Source organism: Arthrobacter sp. StoSoilB22, assembly GCF_019977315.1.
In the GTDB taxonomy this organism is placed as follows: Bacteria; Actinomycetota; Actinomycetes; order Actinomycetales; family Micrococcaceae; genus Arthrobacter.
This window is the reverse complement of sequence record NZ_AP024652.1, coordinates 1,820,996-1,839,027: the sequence shown is the minus strand read 5'-3', so window position 1 is coordinate 1,839,027 and position 18,032 is coordinate 1,820,996. Positions and strand designations below refer to the sequence as shown.

The following is an 18,032-nucleotide window of genomic DNA, read 5'->3' as shown; positions in this document are numbered from 1 at the left end:
CACAGATCGCTTGGTGAGTACCTAACTGTGCGGCGCGCTCCTGTGGCTAACTCCGCATCGCGCGGCGGGCACTGTCAGTGCGCTGCGCTGCGTTGCCGATCCACACATCCGCCCCCAGGATGGTGGCCCCGGTGGGACCCGCCAGGACGGGGTTGAACTCCACCAGAGCGATCCCGGGGTGGTCGTCCTTGAGCTTGGCAAGCCGGGCCGCGATGTCCTCCAGTGCTGCCACATCTACGGCAGGAAGTCCTTGGTACCCAAAGAGCTTCCTGGACGCCCGGGGTGAACGGATGACGTCATGGAGGTCGGCAGCGGCCAGCGGCGGCACCCGATGCGCCCAGTCATCGAGCAGGTTGACGGCATCGCCGGCCAGCCCAAAGGACAATACCGGCCCCAGGAGGGGGTCTTCCATGGCTCGGAAGGTGCAGGCCTGCCCAACCGGCGCCATTGCCTGGACTTCGAGCGACGGCGATCCGTAAGGCTCCAAGGCGCGGCGCATTTGGGCGACGTTCTGCCGCAGGGATTCGGCGTCCTGAATATCCAGTCGCACACCGCCGAGATCCAGTCGGTGCCTCAGCGCCGGGTCGGTGGTTTTGAGGACCACCGGCCAGCCCACAGTTTCCGCGGCCTGCACGGCCTCATCAGCGGTTCCAAATCCGAGCGTCGGCACCACATGGATTCCGTAGCCTGACAGCAGTGCCGCGGCAGCACCGGCGTCGAGCTTCCTGATCTTCTCGCCGGTAACACCGGCCAACATCGAGGTCAGCATGTCCTTGGTGCCGTCGACGTCGCAGTCCTCGGGCTCCACAAAGAGCCCTTGGTCCCGGTCGCGCCACTGCGCGTACCGCACGATCGCCGCAAGGGCGGCCACGGCGGCACCGGCATTGGAGTAGCACGGCAGCACGGGGGTACCTGCAGCGCCCACCATGCCCTCAACCTGCACGGAGGGATCCAGAATCCCGGTAAACGCCGCAACGACGGGCTTGCCGGCCTCGGCAGCACACTCGGCAAAAACGCCGGCGAGCGACTCCACGGTCAGCCCGCGCGCCGGGAGAAGTGCGGCCACCACAGCATGCACGGACTCGTCCGCGAGGCTTTCCTTAAGGCTGGTCCTCAATGCCGGAAGTGCCACAGACATTCCGGCATCGAGGTCGATGTCCGTCACCTGCTTGATCACCTCCAGCCCGTACGGCCCGGCGGTATCGGCAACCACTTTGGCCAGCGCCACGGAATTGGAGTAGACGGCTACACCCGGTCCCTTGGGCAGCGCCTGCGAGGACGCTATTTGGGCGATATCCATGAGTTGTTCGATCGTCTCAACACGGATCACGCCAGCCTGGCGCATCATCGCGTCCACTGCCGCTGCCGGCGCCTGGGTGGTGCGGACCTCGTGCCCGGGAGGCAGGCTCAGGCCCGTGACGTCGGACTTGGCGACGATCACGGGTTTACTGCGCGACAACCTTCGGGCCAGTCGGGAGAACTTGCGGGGATTGCCGATGGACTCAAGATAGAGGCCAACGGCGGAAGTATCGGCGTCGTCTTCCCAATACTGCATGGCATCGTTGCCGGATACATCCGCGCGGTTTCCAGCCGACATGAACGAGGACAATCCGAGCCGGCGGCGGCTGGCAGCCGCGTAAACCGCCACACCCACGGCAGCGGACTGGCTGAACAAGCCCAGGCTGCCCCTGGGCGGCATGGTGGGGGCCATGGAAGCGTTCAGGGACACCGCCGGGTGCGTATTGAGGATGCCGAGGGACTCGGGCCCAATGACGCGCATCCCGTTTGCCCTGGCCCGCCGTACCAACTCATGTTGACGCGCGAGTCCCCGCTCGCCGTCGTCGGCAAATCCGGCCGTGGCCACCACGATCCCCTTGACGCCGGCGGCGGCGCAGTCGTCCACCACCTTGGGTACTTCTTCATAGGGAACAGCGATGATGGCCAGCTGCACCGGTCCCGGGATCTCGGACAACTTTCCGAAGGAGACCATTCCGGCGAGTTCGAACGCTTCCGGGTTGACGGCGTAGACCGGCCCCTTGAAGCCGCCTTCAATGATGTGTTCCAGAAGTTGGTAGCCCACGGTCCCCCACTTGCGGCTGGCACCGATGACGGCCACCGACGACGGCGACAAGAGGTCGCGCACGCTGCGCGCCTCCGCGCGGTGTTCGCGTGACTCCATGACGGCCCGCGATTTCTCCGTGGGATCGATATTGAATTCAACACTCACCACGCCGTCGTCGAATTGGCGTTTGACGTCATAGCCGGCGTCGGCGAAGACCATCAGCATCTTCCGGTTGTCCGGCAGGACTTCCGCCGTGAAGCGGCGAATGCCGTTTTCCCGGGCAGCAACGGCCAGGTGTTCCAGGAGGATGGACCCGATCCCGCGCCCTTGATGGGCGTCGGAAATGTTGAAGGCCACCTCGGCCTCTGTTGGATCGTCAAGACGGTCGTAGCGGCCGATCCCCATGATTTCGCCGCCGATGGTAATGACGAACGCGACGCGGTTGATGTGGTCCACTTCCGTGAAACGCCGGACTTCCTTACCGGAGAGCTTGGGTTTGAATGAGAAAAACCGCATATAGATGGATGCCTGCGACTGGCCGGCATGGAACGCCTGCAAAGCGTCCGCATCTTCAGGTCGTATTGGGCGAAGGTGGGCTGTCCCGCCGTCGCGCAGCACGACATCAGCTTCCCAATATTCCGGATAAATGCCGACGCCGGGCTGATCCACCATAGGCTTAGCCTAGCTAAAACATCCGCAGTACAACTTTCGAGGATTTACCGACCCCATGGCCCGCAGCCAAAAATCAGCACGCACAGCCGAACTCCTCGGCGATTTCACCGAGAATATCGTGGACATCGACGTCACGTCAGAGATGGAAGGCTCCTTCCTGGAGTACGCCTACTCGGTGATTTATTCGCGTGCTCTCCCGGACGCCCGCGACGGACTGAAGCCTGTTCAACGGCGCATCCTGTACATGATGTCCGACATGGGCCTCCGCCCGGATCGCGGACACGTCAAGAGCGCGCGCGTGGTGGGCGAGGTCATGGGCAAGCTCCACCCGCACGGCGACACCGCGATCTATGACGCCATGGTGCGCATGGCGCAGGATTTTTCCCTCCGCCTTCCGCTGATTGATGGCCACGGCAACTTCGGATCGCTCGACGACGGACCGGCAGCACCGCGTTATACAGAGGCACGGTTGGCGGCAGCCGCCCTGACCATGACAGACCACTTGGACGAAGACGTAGTGGACTTCGTCCCCAACTACGACAACCAGCTGACGCAGCCCGATGTCCTCCCTGCCGCTTTCCCTAACCTGCTGGTTAACGGCACCACTGGCATCGCAGTGGGCATGGCGACGAACATGCCTCCACACAACCTTGTTGAGGTAATTGCCGCTGCACGCCACCTGATCGCCAGCCCCGACGCCACGTTGGATGACATCATGAGGTTCATCCCGGGGCCCGACCTTCCCACCGGTGGCCGGATCGTGGGCTTGGATGGAATCCGCGACGCCTACGCCACAGGTCGCGGATCCTTCAAGACCCGCGCCAAGGTGGAGGTGGAGCAGCTTTCGGCCCGACGCACCGGGCTGGTAGTGACCGAACTGCCCTACATGGTGGGTCCGGAGAAGGTGATCGAGAAGATCAAGGACGCCGTCAACGCCAAGAAGCTCACGGGCATCAGCGATGTGGTTGACCTCACGGACCGTAATCATGGCCTACGCCTGGTCATCGAACTGAAGAACGGCTTCAATCCCAACGCCGTACTGCAGCAGCTGTACCGCTACTCGCCCATGGAAGATTCCTTCGGCATCAACAATGTCACCCTGGTGGACGGCCAGCCGCAGACGCTGGGCCTGCTGCAGTTGCTGCAGGTGTACGTCGAACACCGCCTCAATGTGGTGCGCCGCCGTACCTCCTTCCGCCTTGGCAAGAAGAAGGATCGTCTCCACCTGGTGGAGGGCTTGCTGATCGCAATCGTGGACATCGACGAGGTCATCCAGATCATTCGTTCCTCCGACGAAGCCTCAGCAGCGCGTGAACGCCTCATGTCCATCTACGACCTCACCGAGATCCAGGCCAATTACATCCTGGAACTGCGCCTGCGGCAGTTGACCAAATACTCACGTCTTGAACTGGAGAAGGAGCAGGACGAACTCCGCCGCGAGATCGAGGCACTGGAAGCCATCCTTGCCTCTGATGCGTTGCTCCGCGATCTCGTCTCCGGCGAGTTGGCCGTGATAGCGGACAAGTACGGCACACCCCGGCGCACTGTGCTCCTGGAGTCGGAAGCAGTCTCACCCACCGTTGCCGCAGCATTGGCAGCATCAGCACCCGGCCCCAAGGGCAAAGCCGCAGCCCTGCCCTTGGAAATCCCCGACGACCCCTGCTGGGCCTTACTCAGTGCCTCGGGCCAAATCGCCAGGACTTCCAACCAGGAACCGCTGGCCGAAGCGGGCCCCCGGACCAAGCATGATGTGTTCCGCTCGGTGGTGAAGACCAGCGCCCGGGGCGAAATCGGTGCAGTCACATCGCAGGGGCGCATGCTACGGCTCCAAGTGATGGACATGCCCGCGTTGCCGCCGGTCTCAGGCCTGCCCAACCTGGCAGGCGGCGTTCCGGCCAAGGACTTCATCACGTTGCTTAAGGGCGAAACCCTGGTGGCGTTCGTGCCTCTGGACGCCGTCCTGGCCATTGGCACGGTTCAGGGCGTCGTGAAGCGTGTTCAGCCGGATTATCCCCTGAACCGTGAAGACTGGGAGATCATCGCCCTGAAGGACAAAGACTCGGTCCTGGCGGTGGAACCGGCGCAGGAAGAGAACGTCGATCTGGTGTTCGTGACACGGCAGGGACAGTTGCTTCGATTCAGTGCATCGAACGTTCGCCCGCAGGGACGCACAGCCGGTGGCATGGCCGGCATCAAGCTGGCTGCCGGCGACGAAGTGATCCACTTCGGTACCGTTCGCGCGGACGATCCTGCCGCCGTCGTGGTGACTATTGCCGGAACCACCGGCGCCCTTCCCGGCACGGCCCCCGGAACCGCGAAGGTAACCGCTTTTGAGGAGTATCCCGCGAAAGGCCGGGCCACCGGCGGCGTCCGGGTCCACCGCTTCCTCAAGGGCGAAGACACCCTGCTTCTGGCCTGGGCCGGGCACGGTCCGGCCAAGGCTTCATCCGCCGCAGGCGTGGCCCGGGCACTCCCCCACGAGCATGGTCGCAGGGATGGATCCGGCGTCCCGCTCTCCCAGCCCGTGGAAGCAATCGGCCCGAGCATGGCATGGGCTGACGCAGCAGAATAACCGGAGGGACTCTCCGCCAGGCGCAACAAAACTGCCAGGCGCAACAAATCTGCCAGGCACATCAAAGGCCGGGGGTCATGAAACCCCCGGCCTTTGCGATGCCGTGGCGTTAGGGCCACCGCGTGGGCTAGCCGCTTTGGTTAAGGCTCAGTATGTTTCCCTCGCTGTCCAGGAACCAGGCCGCGGCGCTACCGTCGGGCATGGTGGCCACTCCGTCCTCGGTCTTTAAACCGGGGAAGTCGTAGTCTTCAAACACAACTCCCTTGCCCCGGAGCTCCTGCACGGCGGCTTTTAGGTCACTGACCATCCAGCCGATCTGGGTGTTCTTGGCAGTCCCTGCATTCGGTGTCTGATAGATGAAGAATCCCGTTCCGTCGCCGCATTTGTACTGAAGGTTGTCCTCATCATCCGGATTTTCGGGTTCCAGACCGAGTTTTTCGCTGTAATACGCGCGTGCCCGGGCTATGTCGTGTGCCGGTAGGACGGCACCAACCTGCTGATCCTTGAGCATTGCTTTCTCTTTCCGGCTCTCCCCCCTGAACGAACTTTACTCCCGGGAGAGTCCATCCGTAATCCAAAAATGACACCAACTTTCCCGGCCTGTTCGAAGGTGTTTGCCGGGCGGCTTAGACTAGCCGCATGCCGATCATCCCTGATGAAAAAGACTGGACCTGGGTGCTCTCTGAGCCCTGCCCCGAGTGCGGCTTCGACCCCGTAACGGTGACTCCTTCCACGGTGCCCGGCACCGTCCTGAACATGCTCCCGCGGTGGCGGGCCGTGCTGCGCAGGGAGGACGTGGCCACCCGCCCCAATGACCACACCTGGTCCAACCTTGAGTACGCATGCCACGTCCGCGACGTCTTCAGCCTGTTCGACCAGCGCCTGAACCTCATGCTCACCGAGGATGACGCCCGGTTCGCCAACTGGGACCAGGACCAGGCCGCGATAGATGGCGAGTACGGCTCGGCGGACCCACGGACGGTGGCCGATCAACTCGAAGCCGAGGGGAAGGAGATTGCGGAATCCTTCGCCAGAGTCACCGAGGATGACTGGCAGCGGACCGGAACGCGCAGCAATGGATCCTCATTTACCGTGCTGACGTTCTCCCAGTATTTCCTCCACGATGTTGTTCACCATCTTCATGATGTGGACGGCTAGGAAGCTAGAGCATTTTCTCCCACGTCATGCTGCGGTTCACGGGCGTGTAGCCCATGCCCAGGTAGAGTTCCAGCGCCCCGGTGGGATTGGCTGAGTCCACGTCCAGTGATGCCACCTCCATTCCGGCTGAGGCGTAGCGCTGCATGGCATCGGCGAGCAGTGCTTGGGCTATGCCCCGGCCCCGGTAGGCACGCCGCACGCCAAGGAGCTCGGTGTAGCCTTCCTTGAAGCCGCGCTCCGCAGCAGAGTCGGGATCGAAGCTGGTGAGCTGATAGCCGGCCACCTCGCCGGTGGACGAATCAATGACCACTGCACTGAGATCGGGCCGGGCAGTGGGTTCCTCGATGGTGAAGCGCCACGATTCTTCGTCCCGTGGCTCGCTCCCCCAATGATCCCTGAACGCGTCGTTGTGGGCCTGGCGTACGGGTTCAAAAAGCGAAGAGTCCAGCGTCCTAAGCTCAAGCCCTGCTCTCAGGGCGGCCCGGGGCAGCTCGTCCGAAAGAGGCCGGTGCATTTCGTTGAACCAGCGCACAGCACCGTAGCCATGGCCCATCAGAAGCTTCGCCTGGTGCTCGTGCTGTTCCTCGGTCTGGATCCGGAGGCGGGGCGGCGCACTGGTGTGACCGGCCGCCTCATCGGCGTGAAACCTGTTGCGCACTTGTCCTTCCTGCCACATCAGGATTGCGGAGCCGATCCCCCGTTGCTGCCATTCCGGGTCAACGCACGCCATGCCGGTGGCTTTGTCCCCGTCCGGGTTCTTGGCGATGCGTCCATAGGCACGGGCTACTCCGCCTGCGTCCAGGCCCAGGAGCGTGCTTGTCTCAGCCGGGTTCTTGGAGGACTCCATGACGTGGAGCAGGTCGCCACGCTTTTCGTACCAAACGGGATGTTCGACGGCGGCCGTACGGGCGATCAGGTCCGCCCAGTTATCGAGGTCCTCCATAGTGGCTGGCCGCCAGCTCAGACCGGTGGCAACGGCATCAGGCAGGGCTTGGCTTGAGGATTCAAACGGCATGCCAACAGGCTACTGAGGAGTAGGCCTTCCCACCAGTTCCGCCGCGCCCTGCGCCGTGAGTCCGTCACTTTGCTCCGCGGAAACCTGACCCCCAGGCAATTCCAGCCGCGAGTCTGAGGGATCAATGTCCTCAGGATTGTGGGTAACCAGCACAACGGTGACGTCCTTGAGTCCGTTGCGCAGGATGGCCATCATTTCCCGCGCCGAGCCCGCATCCAAATGCGCAGTCGGTTCGTCAAGCAGCAGCACGGAGGCTCCGGTCAGGAGTGTCCTGGCCATGGCCAGGCGCTGGCGTTCACCGCCGCTGAGGAAAGAGCCGCCTGGTCCGATCCGGGCGTCGAGTCCGTCCGGCAACGCTTCAACCACGGAATCAAGCCCGACGTCGGCCAGTGCCTTGTGCATTTCGGCCTCGCTGGGCTTTGCGGCAGCCGGCCGGCTCAGGAGGAGGTTGCCTCGGATTGTGGAGTCGAACAGGTGTGCTTCCTGGGGGCACCATGCCGCCGTGCCGGAAAGCTTCACAGTGCCTTCCGCCAGGGGTAGGAATCCCAGTAGCACCGAAAGCAGGGTGGACTTACCGGCCCCGGAGGGGCCGGTCACGGCAAGCCAACGGCCGGGTTCTGCCTCAGCGTTGACGCCGGCGAACACTTTCGGGCCACCTGGCCACGCCGCCGAGGCGCCCTTCAGCTCCAGTCCAGCCTTATCCGGACGATCAGGCAGTTGCCGCGTGCCGCCGTCGTGTTCTTTCGCAAGGTTCGCTTCTGCAGGGTCGGTGGTGCCAGGGGTATCCAAAGCACCGGATGATGCCACCCGGTCCAGGACGGCCGCGAGCGCCGGGGCTTGGCGCACAGCTGAGACGATTCCACCGAAGGGTTCCACCAGGGCCAGTTGCATCAGGACAATGACGGCCGCGAGTTCGGGAGCAATAGTGCCATTGAGCACGGCGGGTGCGCTCAGGGCTCCGGCCCAGAGGGCGGCCAGAGAGCACGCAAGGACGATCACGGCCTGCCCGAGTCCTTCGGCCCACGCAGAGCGCTGGGCAGAGAGGGTGGCGCTGCGGTCCTTGGCACGCAGTGCTTCAAGGACCGGCTCCCCCACCCCGTTGGCGTTGAGTTCGGCACGGGCGTCAAGGGCGGCAGCCACTCCCCGCAGCACCACTGACCGCAGCTTTTGTTCGGCACTGGCGGCGTTCCTGTCAGCCAGGACGGCCAGGATCGGCGCTGCGAGCAGGCCTGCCACGGCGGCCACAACAATCGCCGGCAATGCATCGGGTAAAACGATGGAAGTGGCGAGGATGGCCGCAGCTCCGACTCCGACGGCGGTCACGGGCGGTAGGACAACCCGGGGAAGAAGGTCCCGGAGGGTGTCTACGTCGTCCACGATTGAGCCCAACACGTTGCCGCCTTGGAGGAGGCGCCGGAGGGAAAGGGCCCTGCGGCTTAGCGATGCCCAGAGTGCGCCGCGGAGGCGGGTCATGGCGGCGAAGACTGCATCATGGGTCAAAAGCCGCTCGCAGTAGCGCAGAACGGCCCTTCCGATGCCGAAGAACCTCACTCCGACGATCGCGCCGAGCAGGTAGAGAATGGGCGGCTGCTCGCTGGCCCGGATGATGAGCCATCCGGACAGGCCGGACAACGCGACTGCGAAGAGGGCGGCCAGGACGGCCACCGCGCCGGCGGCGGCGAACTTCCAGCGCACGGGTTTCAGGGCCCGGAGAAGAGCCCCCAGGCTGCTGGTGGAGGGAGGTGTTGGGAGGTCTTGGTGTTGGGCGGCGCCCTTCGGGGGGACCACAACTGCCCCTGCGCTTGCAGCATCTCCGCTCGGACTGATCGTTCCGGGAACTGAGGACGCTGAGTGTTGGTTCTGATGCCGGCTTCCTACCGGTACCACGTGGTCGGCGAGCGCCCGGGTGGCGGCGTCGTGGGCCACCAGGATCACGGTCACGTTGCCGCGGACCGCCTCTATGGCGCGGCGGACCACGCTTGCCGAGTATTGGTCCAGATGGGCGGTTGGTTCGTCGAGCAGCAGGGTGGTAGCCCCGGCTTCCACCCGTGCCAATCCACGGGCAAGTGCTATTCGGCGCAGTTCGCCTGGGCTCAGTTCCGCGGGATGCTTGGCCGCCAGGTGGCCGGCTGAGGCTTGCCGGAGAACACGGGTGGCTGCCTCGGCTGTGTTCCCCGCATATCCGTGCAGATAGAGCTCAATTTCCTGCTGCACCGTTTTGTTGGTCATGACCGGGTGTTGCGGAACCCACGCGATTGTCCCTGGCGACGCACCGTTGACCGTCCCGGTAACCTCCGCGCCTGGCCCTGGACCGATAAGCCCGGCAAGGACGCCCAGGACTGTGCTCTTCCCGGAGCCGCTGACGCCGTCGAGGGCTGTGACACGTCCCGGCTCCGCTGTGAAGCTGAGGGGCCCGACGGCGGCAGCGGACCGTCCGTTGTAGGTCACCGACAAGTCGGTCACCACCACGCCCGCCGGGGCTGCGTCGGACGTCCTCCCATGCTGGAGGTGCTCATGCGAGGGAGCGTCCAGCACGGCATTGGTGGTCTCAAGGGCCGCCCTGCCGTCATCGCTGGCGTGGTGGGCGGTGCCAAGCTCCCGGAGGGGAAGGTAGCAGTCCGGCGCCAGGATCAAGGCCAGGAGTCCGGCTTCGAGGGGCATGTCGCCATGCACCAGCCGGACACCAATGAAGACCGCCACCACGGCCACTGAGATGGTTGCGATGAGTTCCAATGCCAGGGCGGAGAGGAACGCCGTGCGGAGGGTGCCCATGGTCCGGGTGCGGTATTGCTCGGAGATATCTTCCAGAGCAGCGCGCTGTTCGGTGGCGCGTCCAAGGCCCACCAGGACGGGAAGGCCTTTAGCGAGCTCGAGGATGTGGCCGGACAGTTTCCGGAGCGTGCTTTGCGCCTCCCTGACAGTGTCTTCGGTGTGCCGTCCTATCAGCACCATGAACAGTGGCACCAAAGGGACCGTCAGGACGATCACCACGGCACTTACCCAGTCGGCGAAGAGTATCCGGGCTCCGATCAGCAGCGGGACCGTTGCGCAGTTCACTATTGCCGGCAGGTACTGGGTGTAGTAGTCGTCCAGCGCGTCCAGTCCGCGCGTCGCGAGGATCGCCAGCCCGCCGTCGTTCATTCCCGCCACGGGCGATGAACCGGCGTCGGACAGTGAGCGCCTCAGCAGCCGCGCCCGCAGTTCCTCCTTGACGCCCAGGGCCGCCCGCCTGGAGGCGATGCCTTGGCCCCACACTGTCAGCGATCGCAGAACGGCGCCGGCCGCACCCCAGACAAGTCCGTTGTGCCACTCTCCTGATCCGGAGGCGAGCCCTGCCAGCATTCCCGCTACGGCTTGCGCCATGAGCACCAGGGACAGTGCCTTGAGGGCGGACATGAGGCCGATTGCGTACAGCGCCGATCGCGTGGCCGGGCCGGAGGGGAACACGGGTTTCATGGAGCGACTAATCTCCCGTTTGGTTTCGCGTGGTGGAGGGGCTGTCCTTGGATACCATCACTTTCGCAGCAATGGCGGGCAGGAACCCGTGGGCTTCCGGGATGTGGGCTGCGCTGACGCGCCGGCGGAACACCCAGTAAGTCCATGACTGGTAAGCAATCACAAGTGGCAGTCCAACGGCTGCGACGATGCTCATGAGGCCCAGTGTGTAGTCCGAGGACGAGGCGTTGGAGATGGTCAGATTGAAGGCAGGATCGATCGTGGAGGGGATGACTACCGGGAAGGCCGCTCCAAAGATGGCCGCTGTGGCGCAGACAATGAAGGCACCCAAGGCACTGAAGGCCCGCCCTTCGGACCCCGTACGGGCCAGTCGCCACGCCAGGACGACGGCGACTACCGCCGCTGCCACCAATGCCCAGGCCCAGGGCTTGCCGCTTAGGAACTGGACGGCCACCATCCAGCCGAACATCGGAAGTACCGCGAACGGCACCCATCGCACGAACCAGCGGCGGGCGCGGTGCCGCACGTCGCCGTCGGTCTTCAGGGCCAGGAACGCCAGGGCGTGAACCAGCGCGAATGCCACCACGCCGAAACCGCCCAGGAGTGCATAGCCGCTGAACCAGGACATGGGGCCACCGACGCGATCCCCGTTCTCATTCAGGGGCAGTCCCGTGGTGGTGAGGGCCAGCGCTGCGCCGATGCCGAAAGCAGCCACGAAGGATCCGACGGCGATCGCCCAGTCCCAGCGGTTACGCCAGCTCTCGGAGTCCACCTTGCCGCGGTATTCGAAGGCGACAGCCCGGAAGATCAGCGCAGCCAGGACCGCCAGGAGCGGGAGGTAGAGGCTGGAGAACAGCGAGGCGTACCAGAGGGGGAAGGCAGCGAAGGTGGCACCGGCGGCGGTGAGCAGCCACACCTCATTGCCGTCCCATACCGGGCCGATGGTGTTCAGCAGGACGCGGCGGTCGGTGTTGTTGCGCGCGAACAGCTTCATGAGCATTCCCACCCCGAGGTCAAAGCCTTCCAGGAAGAGATAACCGGTCCACAACACCGCGATGGCCACGAACCAGATGGTTGGCAACAGTTCCATTGTCAGTACCCCTTGGCTTTAGTAGGCGAATGCCAGGACGTCGTCGCCGGACTTGTCCGGGCCGGCGCCGTCGTCGTTCTTGTCGTGTTGGTTATCTGTGTCTTTGGCGTGGGCCAGTTCAGGCATCGCCGAGGCCACGCCCCCGCGGATGTACTTGACCAGGAGCTTCACTTCAACCACCAACAGCACGGCATAGATGGCGGTGAGGACCACCAGGGAGGTCATGAGTTCTCCCGCGCTGACGCCCGGGGATACCGCGGCAGCTGTGAACATGAAGACCTGGTCAATACCGTTCATGTCCGGGTTGGGCGCCACCACGAATGGCTGCCGGCCCATTTCGGTGAAGATCCAGCCTGCGGCGTTGGCGCCGAAGGGAGCCAGAATCCCAAAGACAGCAAGGCGCATCAGCCACTTGGATTCGGGAACTACGCCCTTGCGCGTCACCCAAAGCGCGAGCAGGGCGGCGAAGGCTGCGATGCCACCGAAGCCGATCATCATGCGGAAGCCCCAGTAGGTGACTTCCATGACGGGCACATATTGGATTTCCTGTCCGGCGCGCTCACCGTAGAGCGGGTTGTCCGGCAGGTGGGTGCCGTACTTTTCCTTGTACTCGCCCAGCAGGCTGTTCACGCCCTTCACTTCAGTGGTGAAGTCGCCCTTGGCCAGGAAGGAGAGGATGCCGGGGACTTCGATAACTGCAACGATGTCCTCGCAGTTGGTCGCTCCCAGGTTGCCAACGCTCAGCACCGAGAAGCCCGTGCCGTCGTGGCAGGCAGCTTCAGCGGCGGCCATCTTCATGGGCTGCTGTTCGAACATGAGCTTGCCTTGGAGATCACCGGTGATGGCGGTTCCGGCAAAGGAGATCATGGCCACCACAGCGCCGATCCGCAGGGATTTCATCCAGACCGTGTAGTCAGCCTTGTCACGGCCCGGGATGGCTGCTTCGCCGGGAATCAGCTTTCCGTCTTTGCCAACGACGTCAATGCCGTCGTGGCGCCGACGCCACAGGTGGTACCAGGCGATCCCCAGCAGGAAGGCACCGGCAACAGCCAGTGCGCCAAAGAGGGTATGGGGCACGGCAACCAGCGCCGTGTTGTTGGTAAACACTGCCCAAGCGTCCGTCATCACGGGCCGGCCATCCACCATCTCAACGCCTACGGGGTGCTGCATCCAGGAGTTGGCCACAATGATGAAGTAGGCGGAGAAGACGGAGCCGATGACGGCGATCCACAAGCAGGCCAGGTGCACGCCGCGTTTGAGCTGCTTCCAGCCAAAGATCCACAATCCCAGGAAGGTTGATTCGACGAAGAAGGCCAACAGGGCTTCGAGGGCCAGTGGTGCGCCGAAGACGTCTCCAACGAACCGGCTGTACTCACTCCATGCCATGCCGAACTGGAATTCCTGCACTATGCCGGTGGCTACACCCATGATGAAGTTGATGAGGAAGAGTTTTCCCCAGAACTTGGTCATGCGAAGGTACTCCGGCTTGCCGGTGCGGTACCAGATGGTCTGGATAATGGCCACCACCAGGCCGAGGCCGATAGTGAGCGGCACCATCATGAAGTGGTAGACGGTAGTGATACCGAATTGCCAGCGTGCGATTTCCAAGGCGTCCATGGCTGTCCTTTGTGCGGTGGACCGAAGTACGATGACCTTACTTCTACGTCACGTAGAAAACTTCTCTTCTACACAGTGTAGAACAAATGGAGATCGCCAAAACCCATTCTTCAAGTGGCGTTACCCACGCGCAAGGGTCCGCTCGGCGGCGCGGCGCGCGGATAGTTCTACCTCACGTAGAATGAAGGCCTGAAAAGCGGTAGATTTATTGTGGAATGTTGGATCATCGCTCCCCGGCAGCAGCCACCCTGCACCGGGAAGCGGAAGGTAGGGACGTATAGATGGCAAGTCTTGGGGAACTGGAACGGGCAGTGATGGATCTGCTCTGGGCAGGCCAGGAGGCTGCAACCGCCAATACACTGCGTGATCTTTTGGCGCAGGATTCCGCGGCCGGCGACGGCACCGCCGGTCATCAGGGCAAGGACCTGGCAGTCACTACGGTCCTCACTGTGCTCTCACGCTTGGAGAAGAAGGGTCTGGTTGAACGCGAACGCGGAACCCGGCCGCACCGCTACCAGGCAGTCTCGAGCCGCGCTGACCACACCGCCGAACTCATGCACGAGGTCCTTGGCTCCGCACCGGACCGCGAGGCCGTGCTTGCCCGCTTCATTGGTTCCGTCACCGAAAGTGAAGCCGCTACCCTGCGCAAACTGCTCGGCTACAATTAGCCACTATGTTCTGGACCTCATACCTGCTTGCGGTCCTGGCATTGATTCTGGCGTGGCCGGTACCCGTGTTGCTGTCCCGTGCACAGTGGCCGGCACGATCCCCTTTCACCGCCATGGTGCTGTGGCAGGCGATCGCTCTTGCCGGTGGCTTGTCCATGATCGGGGCCATGCTCGTCTACGGACTGGAACCAATCGGGGACAATCTCATAGCAGGGCTCAAGAGCCTTGCCGGGATGGTCTTCAACAACGAACCCACCACCGCCCTGGGCTTTTGGCACCTCTTTGCGCTCTCGGCGGCAGCACTGCTGACCGCGCACCTGGTCTTCACCCTGCTGCTGACCTACTACAAGATTGAACGCCAACGGAGACGCCACCGCGAGCTACTCGCCCTGCTGGCATCACCGTCCGACGACGGCCCGGGCACCGTGGTGATCAACCACGACTCTCCCGTGGCCTACTGCCTGCCCGGCGGCGCCCGATCCGTCACGGTGCTATCCGACGGCCTCATGGCAGCACTGGAACCGGCAGAGCTCAGGGCTGTCCTCATTCACGAAAATGCCCACCTGTCCCAGCGCCACGATCTCCTGCTGTGGGCCTTTGCTGCCTGGCGTCAGGCGCTGCCTTGGTTCCCCACCACCCGGCTGGCGCAGACGGCCGTGAACTCACTGATCGAGATGCTGGCCGATGACGTGGCCCTGCGCACTGAAAGCAAAGGCACACTGATCAAGGCCATCGCCATTGTTGCCAGCGGCACCTCGCAGCCGGGCATCAGCACGCCGGCGCTCAGTGGCGGGCAGGCACTCAGTGGCAGCCCGGCACTCAGCGCTGGCGGCGCCGTCGTGGAAGGCAATGCCGTCAGCGCTACCGGCGGTGCCGACTCACCCCGCACGACGGCGTCCCGCGTCAGCCGCCTGCTCTCACCCAAGCCGCCGCTCACCAAGCCCGTGCGTGTGCTGGTCCTCTTGGCCTCGGCCCTGCTGCTTGCAGTGCCCACGGCGCTGCTCATTGTTCCAGGATTGCTGGGCTAACGTCCCCAGCATCAACCCCTGACGATGCCCCCGGTCCCGCGGGGCCGGGCTACGCGTCGATGCGCTCCCGGTCAAGCGTGGCAGCGCCGGCAATAATGAATTCCTTGCGTGGTGCGACGTCGGAGCCCATCAGGAGGTCAAAAACTTCCTCGGCGCGCTGGGCGCTTTCGATGCCCACCTTACGAAGAGTCCGGTGGCGCGGGTCCATGGTGGTCTCAGCCAGCTGCTGCGCATCCATTTCCCCCAAGCCCTTGTACCGCTGGATGGGCTCCTTGTACCGCTTGCCTTCCTTGGCCAGGTTGGACAGAAGCACGTGGAGCTCGGCTTCCGAGTACGTGTAGATCATCTCATTGGCCTTTTGGCCCGGGTTGATGACCTCAACGCGGTGCAGAGGGGGAACAGCTGCAAACACGCGTCCTGCCTCGACCATGGGCCGCATGTAACGGAAGAAAAGGGTTAGCAGCAAAGTCCGGATGTGCGCGCCGTCAACGTCGGCGTCAGTCATCAGGATCACTTTGCCGTACCGCGCAACGTCAAGGTCGAAGCTGCGACCCGAGCCTGCCCCAACCACTTGGATCAACGCCGCGCATTCCGCGTTGGACAACATGTCGCCCACGGATGCCTTCTGGACATTGAGGATCTTTCCCCGGATGGGCAGCAGAGCCTGGAAGTCCGAGGACCGTGCAAGCTTTGCGGTTCCAAGTGCCGAGTCGCCCTCCACGATGAACAGTTCGGAGCGGGCAACGTCATCCGTTCGGCAGTCGGCAAGCTTGGTGGGCATCGATGACGTTTCCAGTGCGTTCTTGCGGCGCTGGGTTTCCTTGTGCACACGCGCCGAGATACGCGATTTCATCTCGGCCACCATCTTCTCCAAGAGGAGCGCAGACTGGGCTTTATCGTTGCGGTTGGCCGAACTCAGCCTCGCCGATATTTCCTTCTCAACCACCTTGGCAACAATGGCCCGGACGGCAGAGGTGCCGAGGATCTCCTTGGTTTGCCCCTCGAATTGCGGCTCAGCAAGACGAACAGTCAAGACGGCTGTCAGGCCGGCGAGGATATCGTCCTTCTCGATCTTGTCGTTCCCGGCTTTGAGCTTGCGGGCATTCGTCTCCACCGCTTTACGGAACGTCTTGAGCAGGGCAGCTTCAAAACCGGACTGGTGTGTGCCGCCCTTGGGTGTGGCGATGATGTTGACGAAGCTACGCATGGTGGTCTCATAACCAATACCCCAGCGCAGTGCGATGTCCACTTCGCAATCGCGTTCGACTTCCGCGATCTGGCTGTGGCCGTTCTCGTCAAGGACGGGGACGGTTTCCTTAAACTTCCCGGAGCCATGGAGGCGCCAAACGTCCGTTACTCCGGAATCGGCCGCGAGGAACTCAACAAACTCGGAGATGCCGCCGTCGTGGTGGAACACCTCCTCATGGACACCGGACTCCCCCGGCGTACCAGCCAGCTTGCGTTCGTCGCGCACGGTGATTTTCAGGCCCGGTACAAGGAAGGACGTCTGACGCGCCCTTGAGGCAAGGTCATCATAGGAGAATTTGGCATCGGGGGTGAAGATCTGCCGGTCGGCCCAATAACGTACGCGGGTTCCCGTAACACCACGCTTTGCCTTGCCCACAACATCAAGCACCGAATTCTCCACGAACGGCTCAAATGGCGCGTTGGGACTTGGCTTGGCCCCGGAATCCACGAAACGTCCCGGCTCTCCACGCCGGAAAGACATCTGGTACGTCTTGCTGCCCCGGTCCACCTGGACATCCAGCCGGCTGGACAGCGCGTTCACCACAGAGGCGCCCACGCCATGCAACCCACCCGAGGCAGTGTAGGAACCGCCGCCGAATTTGCCGCCGGCATGCAGTTTGGTGAAGACCACTTCAACGCCGGAAAGTCCGGTCTTGGGTTCGACGTCCACAGGAATGCCGCGCCCGTCGTCGTGGATTTCCACCGAGTTGTCCGCGTGCAGGATGACCTTGATGTCATGTCCAAAGCCCGCCAAGGCCTCATCGACTGCGTTGTCGATGATCTCCCAAAGGCAGTGCATAAGACCGCGTGAGTCCGTGGAGCCGATGTACATGCCCGGGCGCTTGCGGACTGCTTCCAGGCCCTCAAGGACGGACAAATGCCGGGCGTTGTATTCAGAACTCGGTGCCACTCGCGGTGTGCTCCTTCGGGGTATATCTCAGGGGTGCTTCCCAGCCGCGTTTGGCTGGTAATTCAAGGCAAACACTGCCCGTACCAGCCTAGCCGGGGAAGGCACGAAGCACCGTTTGCCACTCCAGTATCGGTGCAGCCTTCCCGCTGACGTTACGGACATGTGATACGCGGACAGCGAAAGTGACCCATCCTTGCCATGGATCTGCATCGAATGCTGGTTATATGGATGTACAGAACTACTAAGGAGGCCGACATGACAACAGCAGTTGCAGACCGCACGCTGAACGCAGCTGATCGCTGTGACCGTTGCGGAGCCCAAGCGTACGTCCGCGTTGTACTCGAGTCCTCCGGCGGTGAGCTGCTCTTCTGCGGCCACCATGCCCGTGCAGTTGAAGCCACGCTCCGGCCCATGACTTCCGACTGGCACGATGAGACCGAGCGCCTCAACGAGAAGGCTCCCGTCCCCGTCGACTAGGCAGTCCGGCTCACCGGAAACCCTTTTTGATCAGATAACAAGGCTCCTCCCATCCGGGA

The 18,032-nt window shown here is 63.3% G+C and carries 12 protein-coding genes; 5 read left to right on the top strand and 7 right to left on the bottom strand.

Annotation, left to right across the window (positions count from 1 at the left end; translation table 11 throughout):
- Positions 1-46 precede the first annotated feature (46 nt).
- Positions 47-2,734, bottom strand: a complete 2,688-nt coding sequence (locus LDN70_RS08630) for a bifunctional acetate--CoA ligase family protein/GNAT family N-acetyltransferase (protein ID WP_223942310.1) — start codon at positions 2,732-2,734, stop codon at positions 47-49.
- A gap of 55 nt (positions 2,735-2,789) precedes the next feature.
- On the opposite strand from LDN70_RS08630, the gene LDN70_RS08625 reads away from it, so the two are divergent.
- Entirely contained in the window at positions 2,790-5,306 is a 2,517-nt protein-coding gene (locus LDN70_RS08625; protein WP_223942309.1) for a DNA gyrase/topoisomerase IV subunit A, read from the top strand.
- Positions 5,307-5,433: 127 nt separating this feature from the next.
- On the opposite strand, the gene LDN70_RS08620 is transcribed toward LDN70_RS08625, so the two are convergent.
- Positions 5,434-5,817: a VOC family protein gene (locus LDN70_RS08620; protein WP_142939481.1), complete on the bottom strand. Its 384-nt coding sequence runs from the start codon at positions 5,815-5,817 to the stop codon at positions 5,434-5,436.
- Between the two features lie 128 nt (positions 5,818-5,945).
- Here LDN70_RS08620 and LDN70_RS08615 point away from each other — a divergent pair, with 128 nt between their 5' ends.
- Positions 5,946-6,464, top strand: a complete 519-nt coding sequence (locus tag LDN70_RS08615) for a DinB family protein (RefSeq protein WP_223942308.1) — start codon at positions 5,946-5,948, stop codon at positions 6,462-6,464.
- Between the two features lie 4 nt (positions 6,465-6,468).
- Here the strand turns inward: LDN70_RS08615 and LDN70_RS08610 are convergent, their stop codons facing one another.
- From LDN70_RS08610 to LDN70_RS08595, 4 genes are read right to left on the bottom strand one after another with little or no spacing between them, the layout of a single operon-like run.
- Complete coding sequence (locus LDN70_RS08610; RefSeq protein ID WP_166842765.1) at positions 6,469-7,479, bottom strand: GNAT family N-acetyltransferase; 1,011 nt, start codon at positions 7,477-7,479, stop codon at positions 6,469-6,471.
- A 9-nt stretch (positions 7,480-7,488) separates the two neighbouring features.
- Positions 7,489-10,935 (bottom strand): thiol reductant ABC exporter subunit CydD, encoded by a 3,447-nt coding sequence (gene cydD, locus LDN70_RS08605; protein ID WP_223942307.1) that lies wholly within the window; start codon positions 10,933-10,935, stop codon positions 7,489-7,491.
- 7 nt (positions 10,936-10,942) lie between these two features.
- On the bottom strand, positions 10,943-12,025 hold the full coding sequence (gene cydB / locus LDN70_RS08600) for a cytochrome d ubiquinol oxidase subunit II (protein WP_223942306.1): 1,083 nt from the start codon (positions 12,023-12,025) through the stop codon (positions 10,943-10,945).
- 18 nt (positions 12,026-12,043) lie between these two features.
- Complete coding sequence (locus LDN70_RS08595) at positions 12,044-13,642, bottom strand: cytochrome ubiquinol oxidase subunit I (protein ID WP_142939486.1); 1,599 nt, start codon at positions 13,640-13,642, stop codon at positions 12,044-12,046.
- 281 nt (positions 13,643-13,923) lie between these two features.
- Between LDN70_RS08595 and LDN70_RS08590 the strand changes: the two genes are divergently transcribed.
- Together LDN70_RS08590 and LDN70_RS08585 are read left to right on the top strand one after the other, a co-directional pair.
- Positions 13,924-14,310 carry a BlaI/MecI/CopY family transcriptional regulator gene (locus tag LDN70_RS08590; RefSeq protein WP_142939487.1) on the top strand — a complete coding sequence of 129 codons (387 nt, stop codon included), beginning with the start codon at positions 13,924-13,926 and terminating at the stop codon, positions 14,308-14,310.
- Positions 14,311-14,315: 5 nt separating this feature from the next.
- The gene (locus tag LDN70_RS08585) at positions 14,316-15,338 is read left to right on the top strand and encodes a M56 family metallopeptidase (RefSeq protein ID WP_142939488.1); all 1,023 of its coding nucleotides are present in this window, start codon (positions 14,316-14,318) and stop codon (positions 15,336-15,338) included.
- Positions 15,339-15,387: 49 nt separating this feature from the next.
- Here the strand turns inward: LDN70_RS08585 and LDN70_RS08580 are convergent, their stop codons facing one another.
- The gene (locus tag LDN70_RS08580) at positions 15,388-17,496 is read right to left on the bottom strand and encodes a DNA gyrase/topoisomerase IV subunit B (RefSeq protein WP_142939489.1); all 2,109 of its coding nucleotides are present in this window, start codon (positions 17,494-17,496) and stop codon (positions 15,388-15,390) included.
- Between the two features lie 255 nt (positions 17,497-17,751).
- Here LDN70_RS08580 and LDN70_RS08575 point away from each other — a divergent pair, with 255 nt between their 5' ends.
- Positions 17,752-17,973, top strand: a complete 222-nt coding sequence (locus tag LDN70_RS08575; protein WP_018778705.1) for a DUF7455 domain-containing protein — start codon at positions 17,752-17,754, stop codon at positions 17,971-17,973.
- Positions 17,974-18,032 lie beyond the last annotated feature (59 nt).

Bases quoted from the DNA above. Each gene is read 5' to 3' on its own strand.
- LDN70_RS08625 (WP_223942309.1), top strand. From the start codon at position 2,790: ATGGCCCGCAGCCAAAAATCAGCACGCACAGCCGAACTCCTCGGCGAT.
- LDN70_RS08610 (WP_166842765.1), bottom strand. From the start codon at position 7,479: ATGCCGTTTGAATCCTCAAGCCAAGCCCTGCCTGATGCCGTTGCCACC.
- cydB (WP_223942306.1), bottom strand. From the start codon at position 12,025: ATGGAACTGTTGCCAACCATCTGGTTCGTGGCCATCGCGGTGTTGTGG.
- LDN70_RS08575 (WP_018778705.1), top strand. From the start codon at position 17,752: ATGACAACAGCAGTTGCAGACCGCACGCTGAACGCAGCTGATCGCTGT.
- LDN70_RS08585 (WP_142939488.1), top strand. From the start codon at position 14,316: ATGTTCTGGACCTCATACCTGCTTGCGGTCCTGGCATTGATTCTGGCG.
- cydD (WP_223942307.1), bottom strand. From the start codon at position 10,935: ATGAAACCCGTGTTCCCCTCCGGCCCGGCCACGCGATCGGCGCTGTAC.
- LDN70_RS08620 (WP_142939481.1), bottom strand. From the start codon at position 5,817: ATGCTCAAGGATCAGCAGGTTGGTGCCGTCCTACCGGCACACGACATA.
- LDN70_RS08630 (WP_223942310.1), bottom strand. From the start codon at position 2,734: ATGGTGGATCAGCCCGGCGTCGGCATTTATCCGGAATATTGGGAAGCT.
- LDN70_RS08590 (WP_142939487.1), top strand. From the start codon at position 13,924: ATGGCAAGTCTTGGGGAACTGGAACGGGCAGTGATGGATCTGCTCTGG.
- LDN70_RS08595 (WP_142939486.1), bottom strand. From the start codon at position 13,642: ATGGACGCCTTGGAAATCGCACGCTGGCAATTCGGTATCACTACCGTC.
- LDN70_RS08615 (WP_223942308.1), top strand. From the start codon at position 5,946: ATGCCGATCATCCCTGATGAAAAAGACTGGACCTGGGTGCTCTCTGAG.